The organism is Brevibacillus sp. FSL K6-2834, from assembly GCF_038592925.1.
Lineage (GTDB): Bacteria > Bacillota > Bacilli > Brevibacillales > Brevibacillaceae > Brevibacillus > Brevibacillus borstelensis.
The window spans coordinates 5,517,195-5,535,360 of the sequence record NZ_CP151945.1; the positions used below are offsets into that span (position 1 = coordinate 5,517,195).

The 18,166-nt window shown below is 54.1% G+C and carries 19 protein-coding genes; 5 read left to right on the top strand and 14 right to left on the bottom strand.

Annotation, left to right across the window (positions count from 1 at the left end; all coding sequences use genetic code 11):
• The first annotated feature begins 119 nt into the window (after window positions 1-119).
• From NST96_RS26570 to NST96_RS26585, 4 genes are read left to right on the top strand one after another with little or no spacing between them, the layout of a single operon-like run.
• Window positions 120-1,034: a decaprenyl-phosphate phosphoribosyltransferase gene (locus NST96_RS26570; RefSeq protein ID WP_024983031.1), complete on the top strand. Its 915-nt coding sequence runs from the start codon at window positions 120-122 to the stop codon at window positions 1,032-1,034.
• Window positions 1,035-1,059: 25 nt separating this feature from the next.
• Complete coding sequence (locus tag NST96_RS26575) at window positions 1,060-1,416, top strand: SMR family transporter (protein WP_024983032.1); 357 nt, start codon at window positions 1,060-1,062, stop codon at window positions 1,414-1,416.
• Window positions 1,417-1,459: 43 nt separating this feature from the next.
• A complete protein-coding gene (locus NST96_RS26580) occupies window positions 1,460-1,939 on the top strand; it encodes a divergent PAP2 family protein (protein WP_003388704.1) in 480 nt (159 codons plus the stop codon).
• Window positions 1,940-1,961: 22 nt separating this feature from the next.
• The gene (locus NST96_RS26585) at window positions 1,962-3,653 is read left to right on the top strand and encodes a hypothetical protein (protein ID WP_081924353.1); all 1,692 of its coding nucleotides are present in this window, start codon (window positions 1,962-1,964) and stop codon (window positions 3,651-3,653) included.
• A gap of 142 nt (window positions 3,654-3,795) precedes the next feature.
• Here the strand turns inward: NST96_RS26585 and NST96_RS26590 are convergent, their stop codons facing one another.
• The 9 genes from NST96_RS26590 to NST96_RS26630 form a co-directional block, all read right to left on the bottom strand.
• A complete protein-coding gene (locus tag NST96_RS26590) occupies window positions 3,796-4,539 on the bottom strand; it encodes an MBL fold metallo-hydrolase (RefSeq protein WP_342405108.1) in 744 nt (247 codons plus the stop codon).
• A gap of 239 nt (window positions 4,540-4,778) precedes the next feature.
• A complete protein-coding gene (locus tag NST96_RS26595; protein WP_024983034.1) occupies window positions 4,779-5,333 on the bottom strand; it encodes a glycerol-3-phosphate responsive antiterminator in 555 nt (184 codons plus the stop codon).
• A 43-nt stretch (window positions 5,334-5,376) separates the two neighbouring features.
• The gene (locus tag NST96_RS26600; RefSeq protein ID WP_251255364.1) at window positions 5,377-6,186 is read right to left on the bottom strand and encodes a sugar phosphate isomerase/epimerase family protein; all 810 of its coding nucleotides are present in this window, start codon (window positions 6,184-6,186) and stop codon (window positions 5,377-5,379) included.
• Window positions 6,187-6,201: 15 nt separating this feature from the next.
• Entirely contained in the window at window positions 6,202-7,005 is an 804-nt protein-coding gene (locus NST96_RS26605) for a carbohydrate ABC transporter permease (RefSeq protein ID WP_024983035.1), read from the bottom strand.
• 11 nt (window positions 7,006-7,016) lie between these two features.
• Window positions 7,017-7,907 carry a sugar ABC transporter permease gene (locus tag NST96_RS26610; protein ID WP_024983036.1) on the bottom strand — a complete coding sequence of 297 codons (891 nt, stop codon included), beginning with the start codon at window positions 7,905-7,907 and terminating at the stop codon, window positions 7,017-7,019.
• Window positions 7,908-7,935: 28 nt separating this feature from the next.
• The gene (locus NST96_RS26615; protein ID WP_003388712.1) at window positions 7,936-9,291 is read right to left on the bottom strand and encodes an ABC transporter substrate-binding protein; all 1,356 of its coding nucleotides are present in this window, start codon (window positions 9,289-9,291) and stop codon (window positions 7,936-7,938) included.
• A gap of 27 nt (window positions 9,292-9,318) precedes the next feature.
• Window positions 9,319-10,602 (bottom strand): ABC transporter ATP-binding protein, encoded by a 1,284-nt coding sequence (locus NST96_RS26620; RefSeq protein ID WP_122958004.1) that lies wholly within the window; start codon window positions 10,600-10,602, stop codon window positions 9,319-9,321.
• Between the two features lie 114 nt (window positions 10,603-10,716).
• Window positions 10,717-11,529 (bottom strand): HAD-IIA family hydrolase, encoded by an 813-nt coding sequence (locus tag NST96_RS26625; protein ID WP_024983038.1) that lies wholly within the window; start codon window positions 11,527-11,529, stop codon window positions 10,717-10,719.
• Window positions 11,530-11,870: 341 nt separating this feature from the next.
• Complete coding sequence (locus NST96_RS26630; RefSeq protein WP_327956220.1) at window positions 11,871-14,069, bottom strand: DNA topoisomerase III; 2,199 nt, start codon at window positions 14,067-14,069, stop codon at window positions 11,871-11,873.
• A gap of 210 nt (window positions 14,070-14,279) precedes the next feature.
• On the opposite strand from NST96_RS26630, the gene NST96_RS26635 reads away from it, so the two are divergent.
• Window positions 14,280-14,690, top strand: coding sequence for a hypothetical protein (locus NST96_RS26635; RefSeq protein ID WP_228006833.1), 411 nt, complete (start codon window positions 14,280-14,282; stop codon window positions 14,688-14,690).
• A gap of 109 nt (window positions 14,691-14,799) precedes the next feature.
• Here NST96_RS26635 and kduD read toward each other — a convergent pair whose 3' ends face one another.
• The 5 genes from kduD to NST96_RS26660 all read right to left on the bottom strand — a co-directional run bounded on the left by kduD (window position 14,800) and on the right by NST96_RS26660 (window position 18,141).
• Window positions 14,800-15,564 carry a 2-dehydro-3-deoxy-D-gluconate 5-dehydrogenase KduD gene (gene kduD, locus NST96_RS26640; RefSeq protein ID WP_243014930.1) on the bottom strand — a complete coding sequence of 255 codons (765 nt, stop codon included), beginning with the start codon at window positions 15,562-15,564 and terminating at the stop codon, window positions 14,800-14,802.
• A 31-nt stretch (window positions 15,565-15,595) separates the two neighbouring features.
• Complete coding sequence (locus tag NST96_RS26645) at window positions 15,596-16,303, bottom strand: sulfite exporter TauE/SafE family protein (protein ID WP_024983684.1); 708 nt, start codon at window positions 16,301-16,303, stop codon at window positions 15,596-15,598.
• A gap of 48 nt (window positions 16,304-16,351) precedes the next feature.
• The gene (gene def / locus NST96_RS26650) at window positions 16,352-16,870 is read right to left on the bottom strand and encodes a peptide deformylase (RefSeq protein WP_039070767.1); all 519 of its coding nucleotides are present in this window, start codon (window positions 16,868-16,870) and stop codon (window positions 16,352-16,354) included.
• A gap of 2 nt (window positions 16,871-16,872) precedes the next feature.
• A complete protein-coding gene (locus NST96_RS26655; protein ID WP_003388733.1) occupies window positions 16,873-17,115 on the bottom strand; it encodes a helix-turn-helix transcriptional regulator in 243 nt (80 codons plus the stop codon).
• 198 nt (window positions 17,116-17,313) lie between these two features.
• Window positions 17,314-18,141 carry an undecaprenyl-diphosphate phosphatase gene (locus NST96_RS26660; RefSeq protein ID WP_342405109.1) on the bottom strand — a complete coding sequence of 276 codons (828 nt, stop codon included), beginning with the start codon at window positions 18,139-18,141 and terminating at the stop codon, window positions 17,314-17,316.
• Window positions 18,142-18,166: the final 25 nt, after the last annotated feature.

An 18,166-nucleotide genomic window follows, 5' to 3' on the forward strand; every position in this document is an offset into this window, starting at 1 on the left:
TTTTTGTGAACTGGATTCGGAACGAAACAGCAAAAATCGATCAATTATGTTACTATTTGTTGGTAATTGTCGTCTTACCTTTGGTAACATGCTACATAGTAAATAGATTGGAGAGTCATATGGGATTGCCGAATTCTGTGAAAGTAAAAGCGCAAACAGCACCTGTCCAAAATGTTTTGGTTTTGTTGATTCGTCAGCTGCGGCCTCAGCAATGGACAAAAAACCTGCTTGTTTTTGCTGCCCTTTTGTTTTCTTTCCGCCGAGTGGATATGGATGTTGGCGGCAAAGCTATTCTCGCCTTTTTCCTTTTTTGCTTCGTATCCGGCTGTGTCTATATATTGAATGATTTTGTAGACATCAAAAACGACCGGAACCATCCCGAAAAGCGGTTCCGGCCCATGGCTTCGGGGGCATTAAACCCGTTTTTGGCACTGACTTTCGGTGCTTTGCTGCTGATTGTTTCCCTTTCTGTCGCCTTCTCTGTCAATACGCTCCTCGGTTTTGTGCTGCTGGTTTACTTTTTGCTGAACTGCGCGTATTCACTCAAGCTGAAGCATGTAGTCATTCTCGATGTGATGATTATCTCTGCCGGTTTTGTCCTCCGTGCGATCGGAGGCGGCCTCGCGATCGGAACCCCGCTGACCCCGTGGTTTTTGCTTTGCACCATGCTGCTGGCTCTCTTCTTGGCCATCAGCAAGCGGCGGCACGAGCTTCAACTGCTGCAAGCGGAAAAAGGTTCCCACCGGAAAGTACTGGAGTTCTACTCGACAGAATTGTTGAATCAATTCAATACGATCGTGACAACGGCAACGATCATCAGCTACTCGTTGTTCACCTTCACATCCGGGCGGACGATCCAGTTGATGTGGACGATTCCGTTCGTGATTTTTGGCATTTTCCGCTACCTCTATTTGATTGCGATGAGCGGCAAGGGAGGCAGTCCGGAAAAAGTGCTGCTGGAGGACAAGCCGATCCTGATCACGGTGCTCTTGTATGTGGTTACGGTGGCCGGCATCCTGTATTTTTTTGAATAACAGCACAGATAGGTGGATGAAGGGTATGCAGGCGCACGTCCTGATTTTTGTTTCGATCCTGCTCAGCGCATGCGGGCAGGTCGCCATGAAGCTGGGAGCCTCGTCTCTGGCGGGAAAGAGCGATCTGTTTTTGCTGAAAATCTTGCAGTACATCACCAACGTACCGATCGTCGTCGGACTTTCCCTGTACGGAATCTCCGCATTTGTCTGGATAGCGGCCATCGAAAGGGTACAGCTCTCCTACGCCTACCCTATGGCCGCCTTGGGCTATGTCCTCGTAGCGATCCTGTCGGTTTTTCTGTTTCAGGAGCCGATGTCTGCCACGCGGATGGCGGGCCTTGCGATCATCATCATCGGCGTCATTGTGCTGGCACAGTCCTGACACATCCCGCAGCTTGGCAGTTTATCTTATCGGAGGAATTCACATGTTGTACGCGTTGGCACCGTTTATCGGATGGCTCGTCTCGGGAACGGTCAAATTTTTTATCAACTACCTTCGCTTTGGGAAGGAAGCCCGGTCAAAAATAGGAAACGGCGGATTCCCCAGCACCCATACGACTGTGATGGTCACCAGCATTGCCCTGATCGGCCTGCGCGAAGGCTTTGACCATCCTGTATTCGGGCTGGGAGTTGCGGTTACGTTTATCGTCATCATTGACGCGATGGGATTGCGCAGGGCCGTCGGCAAGCATGCGGAAGCGCTGAACCGGATGGCGACAGCGCCGTACCAGTCGGTCTCTGCAGAGTCGAGTGTCACAGCGGATTCGCCTGCTTCCGTCGCAAAGCCGCTGCGCGAAAGCATGGGGCATACCAAAGGTGAGATTGTAGGAGGGATTGTTCTCGGCGTGCTGCTTGCGAAGCTTTTGCACGTGCTTTCACAAGCAAGCCCGAGTCTATTTGGCTAGGAATGGGAGAGAAAGAGAAAGTATGAACGAATCAACAAATATGAACAAGCTGGGGAACTATTCCTTTATTCTGGGGATTGCGTTGATCCTCTTTTTAGCCTTTATGCTGTTTTTCACTTCGGTCCTGTTGTTATGCGGAATACCGATTACCGGCATCAGCCTCTGGCTGTCCCTGGCTCTCGGCCTTCTTAGCATGTGGGGCATGACGCGCTCATTCTTTCCTGCCCGCACAGTGGCCGCGTTTCTCTCCACTCTCGCGGGGCTTGCGCTCGTTTTGGGAATCAGCTTGTATGTGAGCGCCCACACCTACGACCTGTCATGGGATGGGCAAACGTATCACCAGGAAGCGATTATCCTTCTGAAGGATGGATGGAATCCGGTCTATGAACAGCTGGAGGCGCCCACAGATGCAGAGCTTGCGAAGCTGCAGGGACGCGAGCTGCTGACGGTGTTCGAGCTGTGGATCAACCACTACAGCAAAGGCTCTTGGCTCCTCGATTCTCTGCTTTACAAAGTGACCGATCAGATTGAAGTGAGCAAGATCTTCAACTTCATCCTGCTGTTTGCGTCTTTTTTTCTGTCTGCAGCCGCCATGCTGACAGCTTTTCCAGCGAAGCCGAAAAGAGCGGTTATTCTCTCGCTCCTGTTGGCCTGCAATCCTGTGGTGGTAACGCAGCTGATCACCTTTTACATTGACGGACAGCTGGCATCGCTCATTTTGTGCATCTGTGCGCTCGGCTATCTTTTGTACAAACGGTATCACCCGTGGACGCTTGCCGGGCTTTGCTCGGCGCTCATTCTGCTCGGCGAGGTGAAATTTACCGCCCTTGTTTACGCCGTCCTGCTCGGCTGCGGGCTGCTGCTGCTCTTTTTCCTCTACGACAGCGAGAGGCGGTGGAAAAGTCTGCTTGCCGCATTCACGGCCAGCTTGCTCATCTGCGTGGCGCTCGTTGGCTACAATCCGTACGTAACGAATACGCTGACGAAGGGCCATCCGTTTTACCCGTTGGCTGGCGAAAATGCGGTCGACATCATGAAAACCAACAGCCCGCATGATTTTCTGGACAAAAACCGGTTTGAAAAGTTCTTTGTTTCTCTGTTTGCGACGACCGCCAACGTCGGAAACGACGGAGAAAGTCAGCTCAAATGGCCGTTTTCGGTCACGCCGTACGAGATAACGGCGTTCATCTCTCCCGATGTGCGGGTAGCCGGATTCGGTCCCATGTTCGGGGGAGCCGTGCTGCTCGGCTGCCTGGTCATTTTTGGCCTGCTGCTGCAAAAGAGACGGGCGCATCGGCCAGTTTTCCTCGTCATGGCTATCCTGCTGTTTACGGTTTTGATCAATCCGGAGTCGTGGTGGGCCCGGTATGTCCCCCAGCTTTGGATCATTCCCGTCCTGATTGCCGTGATGGGACTGGAAAGCGGAAAAGCGTGGATTCAAAATGGAAGCAGGCTTTTGCTCTGCGCTCTTATAGCAAACGCGTTTTTGGTCGGCTTCGGTCATTTTATCGGACAGAGCTATTCGCATCTGCTGCTCAAACAGCAGCTGCAGGCGATGAAGCAGAGCACTCAGCCAGTGCTGGTCGATTTCCGGCACTTCAATGCCAACCGCGTCCGGCTGCAGGAGGAGGGAATCCCGTTTGTTGAGACCAAAATCGACGAAAAGCAGGCGAAAGGTTTGTCTTCTTCCCGGACGCTGTACATTATTCCGTAAGTAATAAGGGAATCTCGAAACAAAAGCGCCTTCCTGTCATCAGGAGGCGCTTCGTTTGTTTAATTGGCTGCGATTTTCTATATTGTCGAGGTTTCTACCGGATCTTTGCTGTTAGGAAAGCCCGTTGTTCTTCCCCTGTCTGCTAGGCAGGGTCTCTCTGTGCAAGCTGCTCCAACTGCCCTTTCACATTTTGATCGCTGCGCCCGCCGTGGTAGCAAATGACCGACTCGATCTCATAATCGAGAAGCTTTGCAAGTGAGCGCCGGGCTTCTTCCATGTCCAGGGTTGTCCGGGCTACAGGACCTTGCAAAGTGCCGTTCACACAGATCAAGGCATCGCCTGCAACCAGCGTCTTGCTTTGGACGAGATAAAGGCTGATGTGCCCATCGGTATGCCCCGGTGTGTGAATGACGCGAATCCCGCCGCCATAGGGCAATTCGTCGCCGTCATCAAGAGTATGGTCCACCTTGGCCTTCGGCGGATTGCCAAAAAAGTCTATCGCCTTCTGGCGTTCTTCTTCCGGGAGCATCTCCAGCAAAGGAGCCATTGCTTCGGGACTCGTTTTTATGAGAGGCAGCGTCCCCTCGATGTAAGGCTGATCGAGCTTGTGTGCATACACTTTTGCTTGCTCCGCCTCAGCGATGATCTCGGGTACGCTGCCGATGTGGTCGAAATCCTGATGCGTCAGAATTACTGCTTTCAATATGGCAGGAGAAACACCCACCTCCAGCATGGCTGTGCGGATTCGCTCCCATGATCCGGGCATACCGGTATCGATCAGGACAGCTGCCTCGTCATCCCAGATCAGGGTCGGGTGCAATGCGGTACTGCCACCGACAGAATTCTCATGCAAATGAAGCATGTTTACACCAGTCTGTTTGCTCAAAAAAGATTCCCCCAATGTAAAAGTGGATGCAGGAGATTGTCAAAGTATGGATTCTCCTATAAGCTACACAATATTATGTATCACACTTTCAAAGTTGAGGTCAATTCCATAAATTATAATGATAACACAAATATTTATTTTTGTCAACAGATATTTTTCCGGTAATCATGCCAACATTCTCCGTTCATTCATCCACTTGAGATCCGTCAAGATTTGCATATTCGTTAGTCCTTTTGCAATCAATTCCACAGCTCCGACCTGCTGAGCGATACCGCATCCGCTCCGTGGGCAAGCGCTTCCTGCACCTGCTTCCGGGTCCAGATCAACCCGCCCAAAATAATCGGCTGGGAGAGCTGTTCTTTGATATACGGAATGATCGAAGGCGCGATGCCCGGCATGATTTCGATGGCATCGGGCTGGTTTTCCTGCACATTTCTGATCGTATTCTGCAAAGAGCTGGAGTCGATCAAGAAGACGCGCTGAATCGTCAAAAGCCCCTCCTTTTTCGCCACGCGGATCATCGGTCCTTTGGTTGTGACAATGCCTGCCGGGCGTATGTGCCGGGATAAAAAACGGCAGGATTCCTTGTCATTGGAAAGACCGTTCATCAGATCCGTGTGAACGAAAATCGGCTTGCCCGCTTGCGTGAAGGTCTCCGTCTCCTCCATCAGCCGGGTCAGCTTTGCGTACATCAGCAAAATGGCGCTGACCGGAGATGCCATCGCCGCTGCAAGCTGGTCCTGCTCCGTGGCGGCAATGACCGGATTTGCCTTCAGTAACGTCCTTATGTCCATCGGTATCCCCTCGCCTTCTGACATTGTTCCCTCGCAACCTCCCTCATCGCTGCTGGCTCAACCGCGAGATACTCAGCTCGGCATCCGCGACGCATGTCGTCTCAATGACCCAGCTGCCGGCAAACCCCTTTTCCTTGAGTAGAGACAATATCGCGGCAAAAGGAACCGTTCCTTCGCCTACAGCCAGATGATCGTCCTTGATCCCCCGGTTGTCGCTCAGGTGAAGGGCCTGCATATACGGAAAGACCTCCCGGAGACCATCCAGAGCGTAGCCTTTGCGGATCAGATGAGCGTGACCGATGTCGTAGACAATGCCCACCGATGGCGAAGCCACTTGTTTGCAGATGGCGATCAGATCGGAGACAGTCCAGCCGAGCACCTTGGGGTAGGGAGGCACGTTTTCCAGAAGAAGCCGTGTACGTGAACTCCCGATATGTGGCAGAAGCGGTTCGATAAACTGCGCGACCCGCTCCACTCCCCGCTCGCGCTCCGCCCCATCCAGGCGATCCTCTACCTCTCCGGCGTGCATCACCACATGCGTGCAATCCAAAAATGCAGCCACCTCCAGACAGCGCTTCATCGCATCTGACGTCTGCTCCCTCAGCCCGCCTGCTGCCGCCGGGTTGCATCCGTCGATAGGCGCGTGGATCGACCAGACGATCCCCTTTTCGCTGCCCAGCGCCCGCAGATCGTTCAGCTCGCCAGCCGACCACTCGAGAAGCTCCCTGTGTCCTGCTTCGCACATGATTTCGATCGACGTCCAGCCGCCGTCGGCAAGCCGCTGGATCGCTTCCCTGAGCGGCTGGTCAAACAGCGCGTACGTTGAGATGGCATAAGAAGCTTTTGCACTCATCGCTTTCCCCCCTCGTCATTTCACACCGGAATGGATGAAGCTGTTGATAAACTGCCGCTGAAACAGCAAAAAGGCAAGCAGCAGCGGGAAAATGACCATCACTGTGGCGGCGCTCACCTCGGCCCACTGCGCCCCTGTCTCGAACGACTGGGCAAAAATGGCGAGTCCGACGGTCAACGGACGGTTTTCCACCGAATTGGTGACGATGAGCGGCCACATGAAATTGTTCCAGTGGTAGCTGACCGACACCAGTCCAAACGCGATGTAGGTCGGCCGGGCCAGCGGAACGTACACCCGCCACAAAATCTGCCACCACGAGCAGCCCTCCATACGTGCGGCTTCCTCAAGCTCATGCGGGATCGTCTTGAATGTCTGCCGCAAGAGAAAAACGCCGAACGCCGAGGCGAAATACGGCATCATGATGCCCAGCTTCGTATCCAGCAAGGACAGGTCCCGCAGCACGTTGTAATTGGGAAAGATGAGGATGTCTGCCGGCACCATCAGTTGCACCAAAAACAGGATGAACAGCGCGTCCCGCCCCCAAAACCGGAGCTTCGCAAAGGCGTAGGCAGCCAGCGTGGCGGTCACGATTTGCACGGCGAGCACGCCCGTTACGATCAGAAATGTGTTGAGATAATACTGGGCAAAGGGAGCCGCATTCCATACCTTGATCACGTTATCCAGCGTGAAATCGGGACTGAGCGTCCAGGAGATCGCCAGCTCTCGCGGCCGGAATGCCGTCCAGAAGGCCCACACAAGCGGAAACAGCCAGAGGGCGGCCAGCCCGTACATCGCCACCCCCGTTATTTTGCGAAACATCTGACTCCCCCTCAGTTGTAATGAATCTTTTTATCCAGACCAAAAAATTGAATCGCGGCAACGAGCAGCAGGATGACCACCATGACGACTGTCAAAGCGGAAGCCATGCCCTGATCCCAGAAGGAAAACGCCGTCTCGTAAATGTAGTAAAGCAACAGGTTGCTGGCGTTGTCCGGACCGCCCTTGGTCATGATGACGAGATGGTCGACCAGCTTGAACGAGTTGGTAAACGCAATGATCAAGACGAACATCGTGGTGGGCATCAACAGCGGAAACGTCACTCGCCTGAACACCGTCCACGGCTTGGCTCCGTCCATCGAGGCGGATTCGTACAGTTCCTTGGAAATATTTTGCAAGCCGGCCAGATAAAAAATCATGAAGTAGCCCGCTTCCTTCCAGATCACCATGAAGATCATCGCAAACATGACGTTCGTCCGATCTCCCAGCCAGTTCATCCCGCCGTGGCCGAACCATTCCATGACATGGCTCAAAGCCCCGTACTCCGGCGTGTAAATGAACAGCCATATATTCGCGACGGCAATCATCGGGACGACCGTCGGATAAAAGTAGGCAGTGCGGACAAACCCTTTGCCGCGCAGCGCCTTGTTTGCAAACAAAGCCATCGCAAGTCCCAGGGCGATACTCGTCGGCACCGTCCCCAGAGCAAACCACAAGTTGTTGGTCAGCACCTTCCAGAACACGTCATCTTCCAGCATGATTCTGTAGTTGTCTCCCCCGTTAAAAAACGGCTCCGGGGAACCCAGATCCGCTTGGTAAAAGCTCAGGATAACCGTTTGAAGAACGGGATAAAAGGTAAACAGAACAAGGAAGATGAGGGAGGGAAGGAGCAGAAGCCAGGCGTAGATGTTGATCCTCCATTTTGCGCGATGTTCCAACCCCATTGTCGCTCCCCCAATTCATCTGCTGCTTTTATTTGTTGAACGGCGCGAGGATTTTGTCCGCTTCCTCCTGCGCTTTTTTCAATGCCGCGGCAGGCTCCGCCTGACCGGTAATCACGGCTTGCAGACTGTCGTTCAGCGCTTTGGTCACCTTCCCGTTGTTATGTGTAGACAGCTCGGCGTGTCCGTATGCCAACTGGTCGCGGGCGACTGCCGCCACCGGGAATGTTTTGACGTACTCTTTCATGCTCTCGGTTTCGTAGGCCGATTTGCGCGTGGCTACGTACCCTGTATCGATGCTCCATTGCGCGGCCCTCTCCGGCTCAGTCATGAAACGGATGAACTTCCACGCCGCTTCCTGCTTCTTCTCGTCGATGCCTTTGAACATATAGAAGTTTCCTCCGCCTGTCGGGCTGCCAAAGGTCTTTTTCGCGGGCAAAAACGCTACCCCAAAGTCAAACTTCGCGTTGTTTTTCACGTTCGTCAGGTTTCCGGTCGTATGGTACATCATCGCCGTCTTGCCCTCGAGAAAATCGGACGGCACCGTCGCCCACTCAATCACGCCCTCCGGCATGACCTGATGCTTTTTCGCCAAATCGACCCACAGTTGCAGCGCTTCGACGTTTTCCGGCGTATCGAAGAAGACCTTTTTCCCGTCTTCGGTCATCAGGTTTTTGCCGTTTTGCAGAGCAAAGGACTGGAACATCCAATACGGAAACCCGGATGTCGGGATTTCGACACCCCAGCGCCCGTCTTTTTTCAGCTTTGTCGCATACTCCACCAGCTCATCCCAGTTTTGCGGCGGCTTTTCCGGGTCAAGGCCGACTTCTTTGAACGCTTCCTTGTTGTAGTAAAGGACGATGGTGCTGCGCTGGAACGGGATGCTGTACGTCTTGCCGTCTACTTGCGAGTTGGCCATGAAGCCCGGATAAAAGTCGTTTACGTACTCGCTGCCGCCATCCTTGGCGATAAAATCGTCCAACGGAAGGATCGCGTCCATGTCCAGCATCGTGTACAGCTCCGTCGAGAGCATGACCGCAACGTCAGGCGGCGTCTTCCCTTGGACGGCGGCCTGGATTTTCGTCGTCGTATCCTGGTAGCTTCCGGTGTAGACCGGTTTCACGGCAATATCGGGATTCGCCTTGTTGAATTCCTCCGCCATGCCGTCGACGATCTTCGTCAGCGGACCGCCGACCGCTACCGGATAGAAGAAGGTAAGCTCTGTTTTTTCCCCGCTTGCCTTGCCCGCTCCCGATCCGGCCGCGGCTTCCGATCCTGCTCCTGCTCCAGCCTGACTGCCCGTCGCCGGGGCATTCCCGCTCGAGCAGCCCGTGATCAATGCCATGCTCATCAGTACGGAAAACAACCCTTTCACAACTGTACGCATCGGTTACTCTCTCCCTTTTCGCGTCTTTTAGATGGCGTTTATTTGCAAAACGTTTTGGTGGATGGTCTTTGACTCCGAAGCAGTCAGATTTTTGCCCGACTGCGGGTCAAACAGGCAAATTTGGCCCGGGTAGAACCCGACTCGGACCATTTCTCCCCTCCGGCAAGGCCATTGCCCGTTCCATTTGGCCTTCCAGCGGGCGCCTGCCAAAGCGAACTCGACGATCGTCTCCGAGCCGAGAATCTCGACAGCCTCCACCCTGACGGGCAAAGTGATGGCTCCGGCACTCGCATCCGAGCCTGCCGCCGGGCTTGCAACCGGATTTGCAGCCAGGCTTGCCAACTGGCTTATGCCCTGGACCGCCCGCTCCGCTTTGCCCTGACCGGCTCGCTCGCTCGCCGTATGGTCCGGGATGCCGACGGTCGGTTCCGCTGCGAAGGGCTGCAGCGCCTCGGGACGGATGCCCAAGACCACCGGAGCGCCCTCCCTGATCCCCTCGCGATAGCCAATCGGGAGAAATGCTTTTTCATTGCCTGTCCCGATCACCACGCCCTGGCAAGAACCGTCGCCTGCCCACGTTCCGTTCACCGTGTTCATCGGAGGGGAGCCGGTGAATTCGGCGACGAACAAATTGGCCGGCTGGTTGTACACGTCCAAAGGCCGGCCGATTTGCTGGACTTGCCCGTCGCGGAGCACCATCATCCGGTCCCCCATCGTCATTGCCTCCACCTGGTCGTGCGTAACGTAGATCATCGTGATCCCCAGCTCCTGCTGCAACTGGCGGATTTCCGTGCGCATGTGGCCCCGCAGCTTGGCATCGAGATTGGACAGCGGCTCGTCCATCAGGCAAATCGGATGCTGGCTGACGATCGCCCTCCCGAGCGCTACACGCTGGCGCTGCCCGCCGGACAGCTCGCGCGGCTTTCGCTGCAGCAACTGAGAGATCCCCAGCATTTCTGCTGCATGCGCAAGCCTTTTGGCCTGCTCCTGCTTGTCCACCTTGCGCACCTTCAGGCCGAACAAAATATTTTCTTTCACCGTCAAATGCGGGTACAAGGCGTAGTTTTGAAACACCATCGAGATGCTCCGGCCGCTCGGCGGGACGTGATTCATCTGTTTTCCCCCGATCAGCAGCTCCCCGGAGCTGATATCCTCCAATCCGGCAATCATGCGCAGTGTGGTCGACTTGCCGCATCCCGAGGGACCCACCAGGACGAAAAACTCGCCCGGCTCAATCAGGGCGCTCACCTCGTGGACGACCGTTTGCCGGTCAAACGTTTTGCAAATGCGCCGCAATTCTACTTCGGCCATGTCTCTCCCCCCTTATCTCTGCTCTTGTGCTCCATCGTTCTCTGCATGCCCCTCCCATCATAGCAATCGCTTGCGAAGGAATAATTTGGTTTGTGTAAAGGTCCTGTTAAGCCGTCATGAAACGGCTCCCGTTCCGGTTCCCGCAATCGAAAACAACTGCCCAATCGTCGGCAGGATGTAGTCCGGAACAATTTCTGGGGATTCAGCAGCGCATCTGTCCGTTACCCCCGTCAAGACGAGGGCCGTTTTCATGCCGCTTTTTCGTCCGAGGAGGATGTCCGTTTCCAGCCGGTCCCCTACCATCAGGCACCGTTCCGCTGACAGCCCTGCTTTCGCCAGCACCTTCTCGGCGTAAAAGGCGGAAGGCTTGCCGATCATCGCCCAGGCGCTCTTGCCGCTGGCGGTCTCAATTGCTTTTGCCAGCGCTCCTGTATCGGGAATGGAGCCGCCGGGAACGGGACAGACCGGGTCGGGATTGGTGACGATCAGCCGGGCGCCGCTGCTGACGGCTTCCATCGCGGCCTGCAGCTTCGCATATGTAAACGCGCGGTCCATGCCGACCAGTACATGCGTCGCCTCCGCTGGATTTTGCACCTGCTCAATTTGAAAGCCATCCACTTCCTCTTTCAGCGCAGACTCGCCGATGATCAGCACGCGCGGCCGGGCTTCCTGTTCTCTCAAGTACAGGCCTGCGGCATAGGCGGCCGTCATGATTTCCTCCAGCTCCGCGTCTACGCCCAGCTTGTGCAGGCGCACCTGACAGCCCTCCCGCGTCTGGACGGAGGTGTTGGTCAGAAACATCACTTTTTTGCCGCTTACGCGCAGCCCCGCGAGTGTCTCTGCCGCTCCGGGAAGCAGCCGGTCTCCGAGAAAGACCGTCCCATCCAGGTCAAAGAAATACGCATCAAACAACGTTGTGTCCAGCAAAGCCTCCCGCCTGCTCCTTTCCGTGACAGCATCGGCTGTACGCAAAATGCCCCCATGCAGCAATAGCACAGATAAACATCCCTGCAAAAGCCAGGTCTGTCTTTTCTCCACGCTATTCCTGTATGGGGGCTTTCTCCTCGTCTCAACCCGCGTACAGTCGGTATCAAATGATTGGTTGCAAGATGATCGTACCAACCGATTGTTAAGCTGGTGTTGAAGAATCGTCTCAGTTTTGTTAAGCCGCGTCAAAAAACAGAAAAAGTGGCCTCACAAATACATAAGGCCACTCCATTATCACCGATAGCAAACGATTACTGATCGCGATCGTTGCGAATGAATCATTAATTGTCCAGCTTCAGCTTGGCAAGCGCGTCTTTGAGTGCCGTATTCATCATGCCGTCGGCTTCCTTTTCCTGCTCCTTCAAAAACTTCGCTACCTCCCGCTTGGACACCTTGGTGTTCTTTTCCTTGCTCCGCCGCTCGTTAAAGGTCGACAGCTTCTCCCGGTGGCCGCAGACGCAGACGAACGTCTGGCCTTCTCCCTCGCCCCGCAGCTCCAGCCTTTTGTGGCATTGCGGGCATCTCGCATTCGTCACCTTGGCGATTGTTTTCCGGTGGCCGCATTCCCGGTCCTGACAGACGAGCATCTTGCCTTTTTTCCCGTTTACCTCCAGCATGAACTTTCCGCACTCCGGACATTTGCTGCGGGTCAGGTTGTCGTGGCGGAATTTCTTGTCGCTATTCTTGATTTCCTGAACGACGGTTTTGGCATAGCTCTTCATCTCGCCGATAAACGCTTGCTTGTTCAGCTTGCCTTTGGCGATCGACCCCAGCTTCAGCTCCCACTGGGCTGTCAGCGTCGGCGATTGCAAATCTTCCGGGACGAGCTCCAGCAACTGCTTTCCTTTCGAGGTGATATGGATGTGCTTGCCCCTTTTCTCAATCAGGAAGCTGTTGAACAGCTTTTCGATAATGTCGGCGCGCGTCGCGACCGTTCCGAGCCCGCCCGTCTCGCCGATGGTCTGGATCAGCTCTTTCTTTTCGTGCGCCATATATTTTGCCGGATTTTCCATCGCGGACAAGAGGCTCGCTTCGGTAAACGGCTCCGGCGGCTTCGTCTCCCCGGTTGTCTGCGTCGCTGAACTGATGCGCAGCCGGTCTCCCTTGGAGATGCTTGGCAGCAGTTGATCGGCTACACCTTCTTTTGACTCCTCTTCCTCGTAATCGTGATCGTACACTTCTTTCCAGCCGGAAGCCGTGACCCTTTTTCCTTTGGCTGTAAACAAATGAACGCCGATTTTCGCCTGGATCGTCGTCTGCTCGTACTCAAACGGCGGGAACAACACCGCCAGAAAGCGTTTTACCACCAGGTCAAAAATCTTTCGCTCCCTGTCGCTCAAGTCTCCCAAAAAGACCTTCTGCTCGGTCGGAATAATCGCATGGTGATCGGATACCTTGCTGTCATCGACAAAGGACTTGTTTGCCCTGATTCCGGACCGCAGCACCTTCGCAGCCAACTGGGCATACGGCTTGATTTGTACCGCTTTGATCCGGTCCGCCAGCGTCTCAACGATGTCAGAGGACAGGTAACGGGAATCGGTTCGCGGATAGGTCAGCACCTTGTGGTTTTCATACAGGCTCTGCATGATGGAAAGCGTCTCTTTGGCCGAATAGCCGAACAGCTTGTTGGCATCCCGCTGCAATTCGGTCAAGTCGTAGAGCTGCGGAGCATAGCTCTTTTTCAGCGTTTTCGCGACTTCGACGATTTCGGCCTCCTTCCCCTTGATGTCCTTCAGGATCTGATCGCTGGCATCCTTGGAAAAGGTTCTCGTTTCCTTTGTTTTCGGGTCCTGCCAAATCAGCCGCAGGTTGTTTTCAGCGACAGCGGCAATGCCGTAATAAGGCTTTGGCACAAACCGGCGAATTTCTTCCTCTCTTTTGGCAATGATGGCGAGCGTGGGCGTCTGTACCCGTCCGCAGGAAAGCTGGGCATTGTGCTTGCAGGTCAAAGCCCGCGTCGCGTTGATGCCTACTACCCAGTCCGCTTCCGCGCGGGCAGCCGCAGAGGCGTATAGATGCTCGAATTCCTTGCCGTCTTTTAACCGTTGGAAGCCCTCTTTGATCGCTTTATCGGTCACGGACGAAATCCAGAGGCGTTTGAGCGGCTTGTTTGTCCGGACCATTTCGATGATCCACCTGGCCACCAGCTCTCCCTCGCGGCCCGCGTCTGTGGCGATGACGATGTCTTTTACGTCTTTGCGGAGCATTTGCTGTTTCACCGCATGAAATTGCTTGCTGCTCTCCCTGATCACCACCAGCCGGAAGGAAGGCGGCAGGATCGGCAAGTCCTCGATCTTCCACGAACTGAACTGCTCGCCGTACGCTTCCGGATCAGCCAGGGTAACAAGATGGCCCAAGGCCCACGTTACGATATACTTGTCTCCCTCGAAAAAGCCGTTTCCTTTTTTATGGCAATGCAGCACTCTTGCTATATCCCGACCAACGGAAGGCTTTTCAGCCAGTACCAACGTTTTGCTCATTGATGACATCCTTTCTTGAGAAGTGAAGAGGGACCGGTGTTTGTTTGCCATGATGTTCTTTCCTCTTCAGAGAATCCTTCCCCCATCATAATCAATTCTCTGTCTCTTGAACAATGTTTGTGAGGGATCCATGTCCATTTTGCGCCCGCCAATGCTCGAAAGGCATTTTATTCCCCCCCTGAATAAAAGGGATTGTATCGCCTAAATCGAATGGCATACAACCTTTTCGGCAATCACAGCGGACCCGGACCGAAAGCCGATCACGCCTTTATCGCCGATCTGGCCCGCAGGATGGACAAGCTGCCCGGCGAACCCTTCATCGCGTTTGCTGCCGGAGGATTTGACTGGGCGGAATCGGGCAAGGTCGCTTCGGTAACAGAAGAACAGGCAGCAGAGCTGTCGCAGCTAAGCCAAGAGGCTCCCAGGCGCGACGCCGGCAGCGGAAGTCTCTACTTCCACTACACCGATGATAACAACGTAAAGCACACGGTCTGGTATGCCGACCATGTCACCCTGGCCCAGTGGATCGACGATGCGCGTCAGGCCGGATATGAGAAGATCGCCCTGTGGAAGCTCGGAGGCCTGGGGCAGGAAACGCTGAAGGAATTGAATCGCTATTAGGTATCAACCATTGCAAATCAGACTCTCCCATTGACCACAAAAAACCAGACGGCCTGCTGTTCGGGCCGTCTGGTTTTTTCATAGGGCAGAAATCGTTGCTTCTGTCGTTCTATCTGGCCATCCAGCCGCCATCGACAACCAGCACATGACCGTTGACATAGTCGGATGCTTTCGAAGCCAGGAACAAAGCCGCTCCGATCATATCGGCAGGCCTTCCCCACCGTCCTGCCGGAATCCGCTCCAAAATGGACTGCTGGCGTTTGTTGTCATTTCGAATGGCTTCGGTGTTGTTCGTCTCGATATAGCCCGGGGCAATCGCGTTCACCTGTACGCCATGCCCTGCCCATTCATTGGCAAGGGATTTGGTCAAACCGGCTACCGCGTGCTTGCTCGCCGTATACGCCGGAACAAATACGCCGCCCTGAAAGGAAAGCAGAGAAGCGATATTGATGATCTTGCCCGATCCCCGCTCGACCATCCCTCTGCCGATTTCCTGCGAGAGGATAAACACAGCGTTCAGATTCACATCGATGACACGCATCCATTCCTGTTCGTCGTAATCGACTGCCGGTTCACGGTAAATAATACCCGCGTTGTTGACCAGGATGTCGATGCTGTGTTTTTCCAGCACCGGCTTGATCTTTTCCCGAATCTGCGACACTTCGCCCAAATCAACCAAAACCGTTTCGCAGCTGCCGCCCGCCTCGTCGATCTTGGCTTTTGTTTCATCGAGATTGTCGCGATGGCCCAGCAGCAGCACATGCGCCCCCGCAGATGCCAGTCCTACCGAGATGGCTTGGCCGATCCCCGTCCGCGCCCCCGTCACCAGGGCTGTCTTTCCTTTTAACGAAAACAGATTCTGAATCATGTCCATACCGCTTCTCCCCTTCTATGACTCGATTTCCTCAGTGGCTCGCCGCAATACTGCTCAAGCCCTCCAGCAGCATATAAACCCCGGTGAACAGCAAGATGACATATGTAAAAATACGAAAGAGCTGCTGGTTAATCCTCTTGAACAAGATCTGGCCGAGAAATAGTCCCAGAAAAACGAGCGGCAGCGCATAACCGCTGGAAATCCAGATCGTGTCTGTCGTTCCGGCAAAGAGGATTTGGACGAGCAGGCTCATCGAATAGATGAACAAATAGAAGGCTAACGTCGTGCCCCTCAGTTTTTCTTTTTGCGTGTCTGTCCCGGAAAAGTATAAAAGCAGCGGCGGTCCAGGCATGCCTATGCTAGTGGTGAGGATCCCCGACAATCCTCCAACGGCGTAATCCCTCGCCTTGGTCTGGTCCATGCGAAGTTTTAGAATCAACAAGACGGTTAAAAGCAGGATGATGATGCCAATGCCAAGCTTCAGCATGCTGATGTCTGCCGTTAAAAAGACGGTGATCCCTATCGGCAGTCCGACCGCACTGCCGACCACAAATCTTTTTAGGATTCCTTTATCAATGTCCTTTTTTATCTTCGTGATAAGCGCGACGGAGATAACAAGCGACAAGAGCAGATTGATTTGAACCGCTTCTTTTGGCTCAAACAGAAGGAGCAGAAACGGTGTCGCCATAAGCGAAAAGCCAAAGCCTGTGCTCGTTTGCAGGACAGAGGCTACCAACATGATCGCAATAAACAGCAGTACCGTACCCGTGACAGTCTCACCTCCCCGCTACATTCCCTGATTGGTCAAGCGAATCACGTCCATGACAGCGACCTTCCGCTTGGTCGCCTCGTGGTACAGCCACTGGTCCCGGACATGGTCTACAAACAGGATTCCATCCAAGTGGTCCACTTCATGCTGGATACAGCGGGCAAGATACCCTTCGGCCTCAAGCGTGAATTCCTCTCCCTGCTTGTTCAGGCTCTTTACTTTTACTTGATTGGCCCTTTTCACATATCCCCAATAGCCGGGGAAGGATAAACAGGCTTCCGGTCCGAGCTGTTCTCCGCTCATGGAGACGATCTCGGGATTGATCAGTTCAATCAATCCATCGCCGCAGTCCATGACGACCACTCTTCGCAATATCCCGATCTGCGGCGCAGCCAGACCGGCTCGGCCGTCAGTGGCGTACAACGTTTCCACCATATCATCCAAAAGCTTGATCGTAGCGGGAGTAACGGAATCGACCGGCTTAGCCTTTTTCCGCAAAATCGGTTCTCCGAACGGCAAAATCTGTTTGCTGGCCATCGTTATGCGCCTTCTTTCTGTTTGGGTGGTGTATGTACCCATAAATCGCTTGGTGTGCATTCCAAAGCTGTGCACAATGCGTCAAGCGTGTCCGCTTTCATCTGTTTGGGTTGACCGGTCAGCAAGGCGCTGATGGAGGCAGCCGACAGACTGTACCCCGCTTTTTCTTTCAAAAGCCTCGCCAAAGCTGCGCCTGTCCAGATTCCTCTCTCCGCCATTACTTTGCGTAGCATCCATACAAGCATCTTGATCGCTCCTTATTGGAATATCCGTTATGAACCGGCAGTTAATAAATTAAGGTATTACCTAAATAATTAAGGTGTAACCTACTATATCACAAAGCAATGCTGAATCAAACCCTTTCGCTTTTTCACATAAAAAAACACGTCTCCATTCGGCAAGGAGACGTGTCAATCTGTACATGGCTGTTAAATCAAGCCGTCTTACAGGAACACAAAGTAAATCACAGCCGCGAGCACCAAGCGGTAAATCGCAAACGGAACCAGCTTGACGCGGTTGATCAGCTTCAGGAAGAAGCGGATCGAAATAAGCGCAAAGACAAACGCGCTGATAAACCCGACGATGAAAAAAGGAACGGCATCGAAGGTGATGTATTCCCATCTTTTCAAAAGCGACAGGAAGCTTGCTCCCGCCATGATCGGCACTGCCATGATAAACGTAAAATCGGCAGCCGCCCGGTGGCTCATCCCGAGAAGGACACCGCCAGAGATCGTGGACCCGGAGCGGGAAAAGCCCGGCCACAGCGACAAGCATTGGATCAGTCCGACCATCAGCGCCTGTTTATAGGTGATTTGGTCGACTGTCACTACTTTCGGTCGGCCCGGACGGAACCAGTCCGCCGCAATCATCAGCAGCGCACCGATGACGAGGCCGATGACGACCGTCTTTGTCGAGAACAGGTATTCATCGATGTAATCGTCAAAGAGAACGCCAAAAATCCCGGCTGGAATGAGACCGATCAGCACGGTCAAAAGATTCAGGCGCGGTCCGGTGGTGGACTGGCCCGGCATCTTTTTGAGCCCGAGCAGGTTCATGAAGCGGTCCCACATCAGAACGACGACTGCGAGGATCGACCCCAATTGGATCACGATTTTAAACGTATTGGCGACTTCCGGGGAATACAGTTCTTTGGTCTGGAACAAGAAATCGTCGACGATAATCATGTGGCCGGTAGAAGAGACCGGCGCAAACTCGGTAAGTCCCTCAACCAGTCCGAGGATCAGGGCGACAAACGCTTCCCATAAGCTCAATGGATTCACACTCCTACTAGATGAA

Bases quoted from the DNA above. Each gene is read 5' to 3' on its own strand.
- NST96_RS26570 (WP_024983031.1), top strand. From the start codon at position 120: ATGGGATTGCCGAATTCTGTGAAAGTAAAAGCGCAAACAGCACCTGTC.
- NST96_RS26575 (WP_024983032.1), top strand. From the start codon at position 1,060: ATGCAGGCGCACGTCCTGATTTTTGTTTCGATCCTGCTCAGCGCATGC.
- NST96_RS26580 (WP_003388704.1), top strand. From the start codon at position 1,460: ATGTTGTACGCGTTGGCACCGTTTATCGGATGGCTCGTCTCGGGAACG.
- NST96_RS26585 (WP_081924353.1), top strand. From the start codon at position 1,962: ATGAACGAATCAACAAATATGAACAAGCTGGGGAACTATTCCTTTATT.
- NST96_RS26595 (WP_024983034.1), bottom strand. From the start codon at position 5,333: ATGGACATAAGGACGTTACTGAAGGCAAATCCGGTCATTGCCGCCACG.
- NST96_RS26600 (WP_251255364.1), bottom strand. From the start codon at position 6,186: ATGAGTGCAAAAGCTTCTTATGCCATCTCAACGTACGCGCTGTTTGAC.
- NST96_RS26605 (WP_024983035.1), bottom strand. From the start codon at position 7,005: ATGTTTCGCAAAATAACGGGGGTGGCGATGTACGGGCTGGCCGCCCTC.
- NST96_RS26610 (WP_024983036.1), bottom strand. From the start codon at position 7,907: ATGGGGTTGGAACATCGCGCAAAATGGAGGATCAACATCTACGCCTGG.
- NST96_RS26615 (WP_003388712.1), bottom strand. From the start codon at position 9,291: ATGCGTACAGTTGTGAAAGGGTTGTTTTCCGTACTGATGAGCATGGCA.
- NST96_RS26620 (WP_122958004.1), bottom strand. From the start codon at position 10,602: ATGGCCGAAGTAGAATTGCGGCGCATTTGCAAAACGTTTGACCGGCAA.
- NST96_RS26630 (WP_327956220.1), bottom strand. From the start codon at position 14,069: ATGAGCAAAACGTTGGTACTGGCTGAAAAGCCTTCCGTTGGTCGGGAT.
- NST96_RS26635 (WP_228006833.1), top strand. From the start codon at position 14,280: ATGGCATACAACCTTTTCGGCAATCACAGCGGACCCGGACCGAAAGCC.
- kduD (WP_243014930.1), bottom strand. From the start codon at position 15,564: ATGGACATGATTCAGAATCTGTTTTCGTTAAAAGGAAAGACAGCCCTG.
- NST96_RS26645 (WP_024983684.1), bottom strand. From the start codon at position 16,303: ATGTTGGTAGCCTCTGTCCTGCAAACGAGCACAGGCTTTGGCTTTTCG.
- def (WP_039070767.1), bottom strand. From the start codon at position 16,870: ATGGCCAGCAAACAGATTTTGCCGTTCGGAGAACCGATTTTGCGGAAA.
- NST96_RS26655 (WP_003388733.1), bottom strand. From the start codon at position 17,115: ATGCTTGTATGGATGCTACGCAAAGTAATGGCGGAGAGAGGAATCTGG.